The organism is Actinomadura harenae (genome assembly GCF_003696215.1).
Classification (GTDB): Bacteria; Actinomycetota; Actinomycetes; order Streptosporangiales; family Streptosporangiaceae; genus Spirillospora; species Spirillospora harenae.
The window spans coordinates 36140-48693 of record NZ_RFFG01000031.1 but is presented as its reverse complement, the minus strand read 5'-3'; the positions used below and the strand labels follow the sequence as shown (position 1 = coordinate 48693).

13 protein-coding genes and 1 pseudogene are annotated in these 12554 nt (G+C 72.8%); all 14 read right to left on the bottom strand.

Going from position 1 to position 12554, the window contains the following annotated elements; genetic code table 11:
• Positions 1–71 precede the first annotated feature (71 nt).
• Entirely contained in the window at positions 72–581 is a 510-nt protein-coding gene (gene yajC / locus EBO15_RS18755) for a preprotein translocase subunit YajC (RefSeq protein ID WP_122195703.1), read from the bottom strand.
• A gap of 236 nt (positions 582–817) precedes the next feature.
• The gene (ruvB, locus tag EBO15_RS18750; protein ID WP_122195702.1) at positions 818–1888 is read right to left on the bottom strand and encodes a Holliday junction branch migration DNA helicase RuvB; all 1071 of its coding nucleotides are present in this window, start codon (positions 1886–1888) and stop codon (positions 818–820) included.
• Positions 1885–2490 carry a Holliday junction branch migration protein RuvA gene (gene ruvA, locus EBO15_RS18745; RefSeq protein ID WP_122195701.1) on the bottom strand — a complete coding sequence of 202 codons (606 nt, stop codon included), beginning with the start codon at positions 2488–2490 and terminating at the stop codon, positions 1885–1887. Before ruvA ends, ruvB begins: the two co-directional genes overlap by 4 nt.
• Entirely contained in the window at positions 2487–3098 is a 612-nt protein-coding gene (ruvC, locus tag EBO15_RS18740) for a crossover junction endodeoxyribonuclease RuvC (protein WP_122195700.1), read from the bottom strand. The genes ruvA and ruvC overlap by 4 nt, the downstream gene beginning before the upstream one ends.
• A gap of 108 nt (positions 3099–3206) precedes the next feature.
• Entirely contained in the window at positions 3207–4364 is a 1158-nt protein-coding gene (locus EBO15_RS18735; protein ID WP_122195699.1) for a GNAT family N-acetyltransferase, read from the bottom strand.
• An 83-nt stretch (positions 4365–4447) separates the two neighbouring features.
• Entirely contained in the window at positions 4448–5200 is a 753-nt protein-coding gene (locus EBO15_RS18730; RefSeq protein ID WP_122195698.1) for a YebC/PmpR family DNA-binding transcriptional regulator, read from the bottom strand.
• 2 nt (positions 5201–5202) lie between these two features.
• Positions 5203–5820, bottom strand: a complete 618-nt coding sequence (gene pdxT, locus EBO15_RS18725; RefSeq protein ID WP_122195697.1) for a pyridoxal 5'-phosphate synthase glutaminase subunit PdxT — start codon at positions 5818–5820, stop codon at positions 5203–5205.
• Between the two features lie 103 nt (positions 5821–5923).
• A complete protein-coding gene (locus tag EBO15_RS18720) occupies positions 5924–6547 on the bottom strand; it encodes a DUF6928 family protein (RefSeq protein ID WP_122195696.1) in 624 nt (207 codons plus the stop codon).
• 197 nt (positions 6548–6744) lie between these two features.
• Complete coding sequence (gene pdxS, locus EBO15_RS18715; protein WP_122195695.1) at positions 6745–7668, bottom strand: pyridoxal 5'-phosphate synthase lyase subunit PdxS; 924 nt, start codon at positions 7666–7668, stop codon at positions 6745–6747.
• A gap of 182 nt (positions 7669–7850) precedes the next feature.
• Positions 7851–8876: a DUF3048 domain-containing protein gene (locus tag EBO15_RS18710; RefSeq protein WP_122195694.1), complete on the bottom strand. Its 1026-nt coding sequence runs from the start codon at positions 8874–8876 to the stop codon at positions 7851–7853.
• A gap of 96 nt (positions 8877–8972) precedes the next feature.
• Entirely contained in the window at positions 8973–9509 is a 537-nt protein-coding gene (locus tag EBO15_RS18705) for a LemA family protein (protein ID WP_122195693.1), read from the bottom strand.
• Positions 9510–9634: 125 nt separating this feature from the next.
• On the bottom strand, positions 9635–10807 hold the full coding sequence (locus EBO15_RS18700; protein ID WP_122195692.1) for a glycosyltransferase family 4 protein: 1173 nt from the start codon (positions 10805–10807) through the stop codon (positions 9635–9637).
• On the bottom strand, positions 10804–11712 hold the full coding sequence (locus EBO15_RS18695) for a phosphatidylinositol mannoside acyltransferase (protein ID WP_199744648.1): 909 nt from the start codon (positions 11710–11712) through the stop codon (positions 10804–10806). The genes EBO15_RS18700 and EBO15_RS18695 overlap by 4 nt, the downstream gene beginning before the upstream one ends.
• Positions 11713–11939: 227 nt before the next feature.
• A pseudogene (gene pgsA, locus EBO15_RS18690) lies at positions 11940–12545 on the bottom strand (phosphatidylinositol phosphate synthase); the annotation flags it as partial.
• Between the last annotated feature and the right edge of the window lie 9 nt (positions 12546–12554).

Sequence of the window (12554 nt, the reverse complement as noted above, 5' to 3'; positions counted from 1 at the left end):
GGCCTGGGGACATTGCTACGAGACGATGCCACTGGTCGTCGAACTTCCCGTCTTGTCGGTGCCGCCGCGGGTCAGGCGGAGGGCTTGTCGGCCTTGCCCGCGTGGGCGGGGGCCTCGTCCTCGTCCTTCGCGTCGGCCTTAACGCCCGCCTTCACGGCGGTCTTCCCGGCCTCCTCGACGTCGTCGACGTCGACGGCCTTCGCCTGCGACGCGGCGTCGTCCTTGGCGGCGGCGTCCGGGGTCTCGTCCGGCTCGTCGCCGTCGAGCTCCTCGTCGGCGGGCTCGTCCTTCAGGACCTGCATGACGGCCTGCTTGACGAACTTCGCCTCCACGCCGGGGGCGATCTCCAGGACGATGCCGTCGTCATGGACCTCGACCACCGTGGCGTGCATGCCCGCGGTGGTGATGACCTTGGTGCCCGGCGCGATGCTGCTCTGCATGTTCATCTGTTCCTTGCGCCGCCGGCTCTGCGGGCGGATCAGCAGGAAGTAGAAGACCAGCGGAACGGCCAGGAGGAGCAGCAGGTTGAACGCGCCGCTGCCCCCCGAACTCGCTGCCAGGGTGTGAATGTCGCTGCCCATTAAGGGGCGTCCTTCCGATTTCGGTTTGCCCAGCCTGTGGCCGGTAGGCCGCGTCTCGGGACCGTCGGCTGGTGGACGGTGTGACCAAGTCCCGGAGTCTAGAGAGTACGCGAGACCCCGGCAACGACGTGACGAGCGGCACTCCAGGGAAGTTCCCAACCCGTTACGCCCTGATCACGCAGCCGTGATCATGTCACCCCGGTCACGTCACCCTCGGACACCGCCGGAGCCCCCCGCTACCCGGGCTCATCGGCCGTCTCGTCCAGATCGAACAGCGCCACTCCGGCCAGCGGGGCGGTCGGGGGCGGGGTGAGGCCCAGATGCGCCCACGCGGCGGGCGTGGCGATGCGTCCACGAGGCGTGCGGGCCAGAAAGCCCTGCCGGACCAGGAAGGGCTCGGCCACCACCTCGACCGTCTCCGGCTCCTCCCCCACCGACACCGCCAGGGTGGACAGGCCGACCGGACCGCCGCCGAACTTGCGCAGCAGCGACCCCAGGACGGCCCGGTCGAGACGGTCCAGCCCCCGCTCGTCCACCTCGTAGAGCGCGAGGGCGGCGCGGGCGGTCTCCAGCGTCACCGTGCCGTCGCCCCGCACCTCGGCGTAGTCGCGGACGCGCCGGAGCAGCCGGTTCGCGATACGCGGCGTGCCCCGCGACCGGGACGCCACCTCCGCCGCGCCCTCGTCGGTGATCTCCACCTCCAGCAGCCGCGCGGACCGCTGGACGATCACCTCGAGCTCCGCCGGGACGTAGAAGTCCATGTGCCCGGTGAAACCGAACCGGTCGCGCAGCGGACCCGGCAGCATCCCGGCCCGCGTCGTCGCGCCCACCAGCGTGAACGGGGCGATGTCGAGCGGGATCGCGGTCGCGCCCGGCCCCTTGCCGACCACCACGTCGACGCGGAAGTCCTCCATCGCCATGTAGAGCATCTCCTCGGCGGGACGCGCCATCCGGTGGATCTCGTCCAGGAACAGCACCTCCCCCTCGGCCAGCGTGGACAGCACGGCCGCCAGGTCCCCGGCCCGCTCGATCGCGGGACCCGAGGTGATCCGCAGCGGCTGCCCCAGCTCGGCGGCGATGATCATCGCGAGGGTGGTCTTGCCGAGCCCCGGCCCGCCCGACAGCAGCACGTGGTCGGGCGTGCGGCCGCGCCGCAGCGCGCTCCGCAGCACCAGCGACAGCTGCTCGCGGACCCGCTCCTGCCCGACGAAGTCGTCCAGCCGCTTGGGGCGCAGCGCGGCCTCGATGACCTGCTCCTCCGGCCCCTCGGCCCCGCCGCCGACCAGGCGCTCGCCGAACTCGCTCATCGGCTCAGCTTCTTCAGCGCCGCCTTCAGCAGCTCACCGACCGGCGGGACCTCGGTGCCGTCCAGGTCGGCGGCGACCGCGTCCACGGCCGCGTCGGCGTCCCGGACCGTCCAGCCGAGGTTCACCAGGCCGGTCTGCACCTGCGCGCGCCACGCCTGGCCCGCCCCGGGACGGCGTCCCGGGACCTCCGGCGCGCCGACCGGGCCACCCAGCCGGTCCTTCAGCTCCAGAACGATGCGTTGCGCACCCTTCTTGCCGATGCCCGGCACCTTCGTGAGCGCCGTCACGTCCTCCTGCGCGACCGCGAGGCGCAGCCCGTCCGGGGAGTGGACGGCCAGCATCGCCAGCGCCAGCCGCGGACCCACGCCGCTCGCCGTCTGCAGCAGCTCGAAGATCTGCCGCTCGTCGTCGTCGGCGAACCCGAACAGGGTGAGCGAGTCCTCCCGCACGACCATCGACGTCGGGACGTGCGCGTCCTCGCCCACCTTGAGCCCGGCGAGCGTCGCCGGGGTGCACTGCACCGCCATGCCGACGCCGTGCACGTCGATCACCGCGCCGTCCGGCCCGGCGGCGGCGACCTTGCCGCTGACGAACGCGATCATCTCGGGAATCCTCCTCGACTACGGGAACGCGCCGCCTTCTGCGCCTCGGCGATCCGGGCGGCGTTGATCTCTGCCTGTGTGGGACCGGCCTGTCCCGGGACGGTGGGCCCGCGTGCCGCGGCCAGCCGCGCCTGCCCGCCGCCCCGCCACACGTGGCAGATCGCCAGGGCGAGCGCGTCGGCGGCGTCGGCGGGCCGGGGCGGCGCGTCGAGCCGCAGCAGCCGCGTCACCATGGACGTGACCTGCGCCTTGTCCGCGCGCCCGTTGCCGGTGATCGCGGCCTTCGCCTCACTCGGCGTGTGCATCGCGACCGGAAGGCCCCGGCGCGCGGCCGCGACCATCGCCAGCCCCGCCGCCTGCGCCGTGCCCATCACCGTGCTCACGTTGTGCTGCGCGAACACCCGCTCCACCGCCACGACCTCGGGGCACAGCTCGTCCATCAGCGCCTCGATGCCCCGCTCGATGCCGAGCAGCCGCAGCGCGACGTCCTCGTCCGGGGCGGTGCGGACGACCGAGACGTGCACCAGGCTCAGCGGCGCGCCGGGAACACCCTCCACGACGCCGACGCCGCATCTGGTGAGCCCGGGGTCCACGCCCATCACCCGCACGGCCCCGCCCTTCGATCATGTGTTCGGCCGACGCCACGCTATCGGACACCGGCGACGAGCGCGCGCAGGCCGTGCCGTGCCCGCCCCCGCCGCCGGCAGTAGTCGCGGCTAGTAGTAGTCGAGGGCGAACGGCTGCGCCGCGAACACCGCGTCCAGCGCCTCGGCGCGGACGTCCCCGCCGTGCAGGAGGCCCGCCCGGCGCAGCGTGCTCACCGGGACGCCCGCGTACAGCGCCGCCAGGCCGCGCGGGCCCACGCGGACGGCCGTCGGGTCGTCCGGGGCGGGTTCGAGGCGGCCCTCGCCGTCCTTGACCGTCAGCATCCAGGCGCCGGTGTTGGCGGGCAGGATCCCGTCGGTGATGTGGACCGGGATCTCCGCGCTCACCCCGGGCCGGTAGCCGCGCAGCTCGACCGCCTTCGGCGCGTCCAGGACGCGCAGCATCCACTGGGTCCGGTCGATCATGTCGTGCTCGCGCTCGCCGACCAGCCACAGCACCGGGTCGTACGGGGCGAGGTTCGCCGTCACCGTCTCGGCCGTGGACGCCCCGGACCCGACGATCGCCCAGAGCGCCCGCGCCGTCCCCTCCGAGCCCGCCACGACCTTGTCGATCACCAGCGAGGCGTTGTCCGCGCTCCACCGGTAGGCCAGGAACCCGTCCTCGGCCAGATAGGCGAACCAGTCACTGTGCTTGAGCCGGGTCCGCCACAGGTCGACGCCCATGTCGACGGGTCCGCAGTCGCGGGCGGCCTCGTGGACGCGCGCGACCGTCGCCGCCACCTCCTCGGCGTCCTCCGGGCCCACCCGCCGGACCGGGACCCGCTCGGCGCGGATGCCCCGCAACCCCTCGGTCTTCAACGTCACCCGGTGCAACCCGCCCGCGTGCTCCCAGCCGAGGCCCCGGTACAGGGCCGTGGTGGCCGGATGCAGCGCCGACAGCGCGTCCCCGAGCTCCACGGACCGCTGGAGGGTGGCCGTCACGATCGCGCGGCCCGCGCCGCGTCCCCGGTCCTCGGGGGCGACCGTCACCCCTGCCAGTCCGCCCGTCGGGACGGCCCGTCCCGCCCACCACTGCCGGAACGGGAGCATGCGGGCGGTGGACACGAGCCGGTCGCCGTCGAAGCCGCCGAGCTGGCGTCCCGCCGCCATCACGCTCGCCGACCCGTCCCGCCATGAGGCGACGTCGGCCTCCGGCACGGGTCCGAAGGAGCGAACACGGTTGTCCAGGGCGGCATCGAGGTCATCGGGGGTCAGCTCGCGAATTTCCATGATCCCCACCCTAGGCAACCAAAACGACGGACGCCGCCCCCCGGTGTCCGGGAGACGGCGTCCGCGAAGGCGCGTGCGACGCGTCAGGCGTCGATCGCCTCCATGATTTCGTCTGAAACGTCGAAGTTCGCGTAGACCTCCTGGACGTCGTCGGAGTCCTCGAGGGCGTCGAGGAGGCGGAACACCTTCTTGGCGTTCTCCTCGTCGAGCGGGACCGACATCGTCGGCAGGAACTTGCTCTCGGCCGACTCGTAGTCGATGCCGGCCTCCTGCAGGGCCTTGCGGACGGGGAGCAGCTTGCCCGCCTCGGAGACGACCTCGAACTGGTCGCCGAGGTCGTTGACGTCCTCGGCGCCGGCCTCGAGGACCGCCATCATGACGTCGTCCTCGGAGGTGCCCTCCTTGGGGACGATGATGACGCCCATGCGGTTGAACATGTACGCGACCGAACCCGGGTCGGCGAGCGAGCCGCCGTTGCGGGTGAGCGCGACGCGGACCTCGGAGGCGGCGCGGTTGCGGTTGTCGGTGAGGCACTCGATGAGCACCGCGACGCCGCCGGGCGCGTAGCCCTCGTACATGATGGTCTGCCAGTCGGCGCCGCCCGCCTCCTCACCGGCGCCCCGCTTGCGCGCGCGCTCGATGTTGTCGTTCGGGACGGAGCTCTTCTTCGCCTTGTAGATGGCGTCGTACAGCGTGGGGTTGGCCTCGGGGTCGCCGCCGCCGGTACGCGCCGCGACCTCGATGTTCTTGATCAGCTTCGCGAAGAGCTTGCCGCGCTTGGCGTCGAGGGCAGCCTTCTTGTGCTTGGTCGTCGCCCACTTGGAATGGCCGGACATGCTTAATCCTCCTCGATCGCCCGGCGCACCAGATCGGCGAAGTAATGGTGCACGCGGTGGTCGCCCGTCAGTTCAGGGTGGAACGAGGTCGCCATGAGGCGGCCCTGGCGGACGGCGACGATCCTACCGACGTTCGGGCCGCTCTCGGCACGACCCAGCACCTGGACCGCGTCACCGACGCCCTCCACCCAGGGAGCGCGGATGAACACGGCGTGGAACGGCGTGTCCCCCATGCCGGTCAGCGGGACCGGCGCCTCGAACGAGTCCACCTGCCGACCGAAGGCGTTGCGGCGCACCGTCATGTCGATGCCGCCGACCGTCTCCTGCCCGGCCACGCCGCCCTCGATCCGGTCCGCCAGCATGATCATGCCGGCGCAGGAGCCGTAGGCGGGCATCCCGGCCTCGATCCGCTTGCGCAGCGGTTCGAGCATGTCGAAGGCCCGGGCGAGCCGCCACATGGTGGTGGACTCGCCGCCGGGCACCACCAGGCCGTCCACGCGCTCCAGTTCCTCGGGGCGGCGGACGGTCAGGGTCCGCGCCCCGGCGCCCTCCAGCGCTCGCGCGTGCTCGAGCACGTCGCCCTGCAGGGCGAGCACGCCGATCGTCGGCACAGTGGTCACCGATGGTCCTTCCGGGGAGATCTCGGAGGGTCGTTATGACCCTAAACGTTCCTTACAACGCCCCTGGGCCCGCGGTCCCTTCCCGAGGGGTCGCGGCCGGGGGCTAGGCCGGTCGGCGGAGCCGGAAGCGGCGCAGGGGCAGTTCGAGCGGCAGGAAGCCGTCCGGGCCGAGTGAGGCCAGGTCACGGCCCACCATGTGCTCGCGGGCGATGGCCAGGCCGAACTCCTCGGGCGAGAACGGCAGCGGCACGTCGGACGCGCCGTCGTCGATCGCCGTCCAGTAGGGGCGTTCGGCGGGCATCCGGCCGCCCTGGTCGATGACCACGCCGTCCTCGCTGGTCACGAACACCTCGCGGCGCAGGCCGCCCTCCTCGTACCAGCGGAACCAGCAGCCGGACGCGACGTTCTGCAGGACCAGGACGCCGCAGCGGGCCCCGGGCAGGGCCGCGGCCACGGTGTCGGCGATCCGGCGGGCGTCGTCGTCGAGGCCGAACAGGCGCCGGTCGCAGACCAGCAGCGCCCCCTCGAACGCGCCGACGAACAGCTCGTCCTCGTAGGGCCAGAGCGCGAAGTCCAGGACGGTCTCGCCGGTCTCGACCAGGGTCGCGTCCGGGTAAAGCCGCCGGGCGAGGTCCGCGCCGGCGGCGGCGTCGGGGGTCAGGCCCGGCCGGAACACCTCGGCGGGCTCACCGGTGGTCGCGCAGGCCAGAGCGACGGTCCACCCCATGCTCGTCCATCCCCTCCCGCGGCCGGTCGCCGCCCACGGGGGTTCCGGGTCCCACCGGCCGCGCGGCCAGCGTAAACCCTCCCGCCGGGCGCGGGCAGGCCGGAGCCGAAAGAGGAGCGGCCGGGCCGCGCGCCGCGTCCCGGCGGGACGCGGCGCGCGGACGGGCGGCCGGAGTGGTCACCGGCCGCCCGCGGAGGTCACCAGCCGCGGTGGGCGAACTTCTGGTCCTCGCCGAGGGAGGCGACGTTGATGCCGACCATGGCGTCGCCGAGGCCGCGGGAGACGCGGGCGATCACGTCGGGGTCGTCGTGGAAGGTGGTGGCCTTCACGATGGCCTCGGCGCGCTGGGCCGGGTTGCCGGACTTGAAGATGCCGGAGCCGACGAACACGCCCTCGGCGCCGAGCTGCATCATCATCGCGGCGTCGGCCGGGGTGGCGATGCCGCCCGCGGTGAACAGCACGACGGGGAGCTTGCCGGCCTCGGCGATCTCCTTGACCAGCTCGTACGGGGCCTGGAGCTCCTTGGCCGCGACGTACAGCTCGTCCTCGGGCAGGTTCTGCAGGCGGCGGATCTCGCCACGGATCTTGCGCATGTGGGTGGTGGCGTTGGAGACGTCGCCGGTGCCGGCCTCGCCCTTGGAGCGGATCATGGCCGCGCCCTCGGTGATGCGGCGGAGCGCCTCGCCGAGGTTGGTGGCGCCGCACACGAACGGCACGGTGTAGGCCCACTTGTCGATGTGGTTGTCGTAGTCGGCCGGGGTCAGCACCTCGGACTCGTCGATGTAGTCGACGCCGAGCGACTGCAGCACCTGGGCCTCGACGAAGTGGCCGATGCGGGCCTTGGCCATGACCGGGATGGAGACCGCGTTGATGATCCCGTCGATCATGTCGGGGTCGCTCATCCGGGAGATGCCGCCCTCGACGCGGATGTCGGCCGGGACGCGCTCGAGCGCCATGACGGCGACCGCGCCGGCGTCTTCGGCGATCTTGGCCTGGTCGGGCGTGACGACGTCCATGATCACGCCGCCCTTGAGCATTTCCGCCATGCCACGCTTGACGCGGGCGGTGCCCGTCGCGGGGGCGGTGTTCTCAGGGGCGTTGCTGGGAGTGGACACGGGCATTCCTCACGTGGGCGGACGACAAGTCTGATCACATGATATTGCCTGCTAGGGACGCCCCTCGACCCGGCAGAGTGTCAGCGGCGCCCGGCCGGGCCTTACGGCATGTACGACAGCCATACGAAGAACACGCCTTACGCCGTCCGGACGGGCCGGAGCGCCTTGTCCCACGCGGTTTCGGACCTCTACGGCATGTAGGGCTTTCCATCGTTCACCAGGACGATCCAGACCTGTCCCGGTGCGAAGTTCAGGGGCTTGCCGTCCGCCGTCGTGAAGGTGGTGCCCTTGTCCTCGGCGGGACGGGACCACTTCGCGTCGAAGGCCTTGCCGTCGCGGTAGACGGTGGCGGTGCCGGTCCCGGTGGTGTGGATCAGCGGCGTGTAGGCGCCGAGGAAGTCGTGGAACTGGGAGCGGGTGGTCTTGGCGCGCTGGACGACGACGGTCTGCCCTCCGACGCGTCCGCCGTTGGCGTCCATGTCGGGGCGCCCGTGGAAGGACGCGAGCCACCGCTTCTCCTTGGCCGACCAGGTGAACTCCATGTCGGCGGCGGGCCACTTGGCGCTGAAGGACGCGGTGGGCGTGCCGCCGTCCGGGGCCGGGCCGAAGCGGAACCCGACGTCCTGCGGTGGCTGGGCCTTCGGGGCCTGGGCGAGCAGGTCCTTGGGGTCGGCGTAGAGGTTGTAGGGGATCTTGCGCGAGTTGTCCCGGACGTAGGCCTTGCCGCCGTTGTCCTGCGAGATGTCGTACACGGGCGCCTTGCGAATGTACTTCTTCATCTTGCTCTGGACGCCGGAGAACGCGAACGCCGGGCGGCCGAACTGCGGCAGCAGGTGCAGGTCGGAGATGCGGGCGCTGCGGACGGGCCCGACCCGCTTCGGCAGGCGGGACGAGAACACGCCCATCAGCCGGGTCTCGCCGCCCTCGACCTGCTCGACGTAGACGAGATCGGCGGCGGACACGCCGCTCTGCGGCATCGCCGGCGAGGTGTTCTCGATCTTCACGGCGAGGACCGGGTTGTTCAGGCCCGTCTTCCCGCCGTTGAGCGGGTGGTAGCCGAGGGTCGTGGGCGTGCCGCTCGGGCCTCGCTTCAGGGACTCCGTGGACGAGCCCTTGCCGCCCCCGCCGCAGGCGGCGAGCGTCCCGCAGAGCAGCGCGCCCCCGATCCCGGCGGCCGTCCACGTTCGCAGGGTCCGATTTCGGGCGAAACCCACGCCTTCTCCTCGGTTCGACGACGTGATCGGCCCCGAGGGTAGCCGACGCCCCGACGGGACGCCGCTCGCCCGTTCCGTCCCGGAGTGGGGCGGAGCCTAGGGGCGGGGCGGGTCGTCGTCGATCTCGAAGAAGCCCGGCCAGGCGGCGCGTCCGGCCAGCGGCAGCACTCTGATCAGCAGTTTCCTGCGGGCCGTCCGGGCGGACGCGACGGCGTCGTTGTAGAAGCTGCGGGCGTAGACGACCTTGGCGGACGCGGCCGCGAGCTCCTCCAGGACGGCCTCCCCCTCCGGCCGGGCGGACACGGTCGCGGTGAAGTCCGGCTGGTCCACCACGGCGCGCAGGGCCCGGGACAGGTCGCTCTCGGCGAACTCGCGGGACTCGGCGTCGGCGGTGCGGGCCTCGTGCGCGGCGGTCGCCAGGACGAGGCTGGTGGCCGGGTCCAGCAGCCGGGACGCCGCCAGCTCCAGCGCGACCGCGGCCCGGCGGACCAGCGCGGCGTCCAGCGCGGCGCGGGCGGTCTCGACGCGGACGTGCAGGCGGTCCAGCCGGGTGGCGCGCCGCGACACGTACACGCCCACGAGGAAGACCACGGCGACGACGAAGACGACGTCGTAGATCCAGTCCGGCAGCATCGCGGGTCCTTGTCAGTCGTGCTTTCAGGCGTGATCTTCAGGCGTGATCTTCAGGCGTGATCTTCGGGTGTGATCTTCGGGTGTGCTCTTCAGGCGTGGTCTCCGGGCGGCCCGGGCGGGCCCTCTCAGGCCCCGCGGCCGGACTCGACGACGGTCCGGCCGGGCAGGGCGACGGTCTCGTAGACGCGCAGGACGTCCCGGGCGACGGCCGACCAGTCATAGCGGCGGACGGCGGCGCGGGCCTCGGCGGACAGCTGCTTGCGGCGGGCCGGGTCGTCCAGCAGCTCGCCGGCGGACGCGGCCAGCGCCGCGGCGTCGCCGACCGGGAACAGGGCCCCGGCGCGGCCGCCGAGCAGCACCCGGTCGAACGCCTCGATGTCGCTGGCGAGGATCGGGGCGCCCGCCGACATGGCCTCGGCCAGGACGATCCCGAAGCTCTCGCCGCCGGTGTTGGGCGCGACGAACACGTCCACCGAGTGGTAGGCGCGGACCTTGTCCGCCTCGCTGACCATGCCGAGGACCACGACCCGGTCGCGCAGGGCGGGCGAGACGCGGGCGACGACGTCGTCGGCGTCGCCGGGCCCCGCGACCAGAAGCCGCAGGCCGGGGCGCTGCGGACCGAGGATCTCGAAGGCGCGCAGGAGCACCTGGAGGCCCTTGCGGGGCTCGTCCATGCGTCCGAGGAAGCCGAGCACGCCGCCGTCCGCGCGCGCGCCGGGGGCGGTGCCGGTGGTGTCGCGGCCGGGCCAGCCGGGCAGCGGCTCGGCCATCGCGTACCGCTCGGTGGCGACGCCGTTGGGGATCAGCACCGCGTCCCCGCCGAGGTGCTCGACGAGGGTCTTGCGGGCGGCCTCGGACACCGCGATCCGGCCGGTGATCTTCTCCAGCGCGGACTGGAGGATCGGCGCGGTCACCGACACGACCCGCGACTTGGTGTAGGACGCGTGGAAGGTGCCGACGATCGGGCCGTCGGCGGCCCAGCAGGCCAGCAGGCCGAGGGACGGCGCGGCGGGCTCGTGGACGTGCAGCACGTCGAAGGCGTTCTCGTGGATCCAGCGGCGCACCCGGCTCGCGGACAGGAACCCGAACGCCAGCCGGGCGACCGAGCCGTTGTAGGGCACCGGGACGGCGCGTCCGGCGGACACGACGTACTCGGGCAGCCGGGCGTCGTCGTCGGCCGGGGTGATCACCGACACGTGGTGGCCGTACCCGATCAGCGCCTCGGCGAGGTCGCGGACGTGCTGCTGCACCCCGCCGGGGACGTTCCAGGTGTACGGGCAGACGATCCCGACCCTCACCGCGCGTCCCCCGCCGGACGGGCCGGCCGGTCGAGGTCGGCGACCCACACCTTCTGGAGCATGTGCCAGTCCTCGGGGTGCTCGGTGATGCCCTGCTGGAAGACCCGGGCGAGCTCCTGGGTCATGGCCTGGACCTTCTCCCGCCGGTCCCCCTCGGCGGGGACGGTGATCTCGTCGTGCACCCGGGCCCCCCAGTCCTCGCCCTCGTACCAGAGTGTCACCGGATGGAGCGCCGCGCCCGTCCGCATCGCGAGGGTGGCGGCGACGGCGGGCATCCGGGCGGTCTCGCCGAAGAACTCCACGTCGATCCCGGACTCGGTGAGGTCGCGGTCGACGACGAGGCAGACCGGGCGTCCGGCGCGGAGCCGCTGGGCGAGCCGTCCGAAGGCGGACGCGCCCTGGTGCGGCAGGACCTCCATTCCCAGACTCTCACGAAACTTAACAAACCGGTCGAAAAGGGACTCGGGCTTGAGGCGCTCGGCGACCGTGGTGAACGGGTGGCCCATATGAACGAGCCAGGCCCCCGCCTGCTCGTAGTTGCCCATGTGGGGCAGGGCCAGGACGACCCCGCGGCCCGCGTCGAGGGTCGCGAGCATCGACTCGTGGCCGCTGATGGCCATGTGCCCGACGATCCGCTCCCGCGAGTACTCGGGGAGCCGGAACACCTCGAGCCAGTACCGGAAGTAGGACCGCATGACCCGCTTGGACATCAGCCGGACGCGGGCGTCCGGCTCGTCCCGGCCGAGGACGCGGCAGAGGTTGCGCTCCAGCTGCCGCACGCCCGCGCCGCGCTTGCGCCAGGCGCGGTCGGCGATCCGGGTGAACAGCGCGCGGGCGAGGCGCTCGGGCATCTTGCGGACGACCGTCCAGCCGAGCGCGTACGCCGAATCGGTGAGCCGGGCCATCGCCCGCTCGCCGCGTCCGGGGGGCCGGGCGCCGGGACGGTCCCCCTCCGTCCCGGTGGCGGTCATGCGCGCCGTCCCGGCGCGTGCCGCTCCTCGTTCAGTTCGGCGGTCTCCCCGGACGGCTCCGGGGTCTCCGCGGCGGGCTCCCGGCCGGACTCCGCCCCGGGCACGCCGTCCGCCCCGGGCACGCCGTCGGCGCCGGAGCCGGGCACCGGCCGCGCCGGGGGCTCGCCCGGACCGGCGTTGGCCTGCTGGTACACGGTCGCGAAGCGCTGCCCGACGGTGACCGTGCTCAGCACGGCGAGCAGCCACAGCGCGAAGGTCAGGATGTAGGGGACGCCGAGGCCGTCGAACCCGGCCGCGACCAGAACGATGATCAGCCGCTCGGACCGCTCGGCGATGCCGACGTTGCAGGTGTAGCCGAGGCCCTCCGCGCGGGCCTTGGCGTAGGACACCACGACCCCGGCGACCAGGCAGAACAGGGCGACGGCGGCGAGGTCGTCCCGGCCGTCCCGGGACAGGCCGACCATGAGCCCGGCGAAGATCGCCGCGTCCGCGACCCGGTCCATCGTGGAGTCCAGGAACGCCCCGAACCTCGAGGATTTGCCGGTGACGCGGGCGACCGCGCCGTCCAGCATGTCGAACAGCACGAAGGCCGTGATCACCATCGTGCCCCAGAAGTAGTGCCCCTGAGGGAAGAAGACCAGCGCCCCCGTGACGGTGCCCGCCGTGCCGACGACCGTGATCGTGTTGGGCGTCACGCCGGTGCGCGCCACTCCACGTCCGATGGGCGTCAGGACGCGGCCCAACGCGGGCCGCAGTTTGTTGAGCATCGCCGTCCG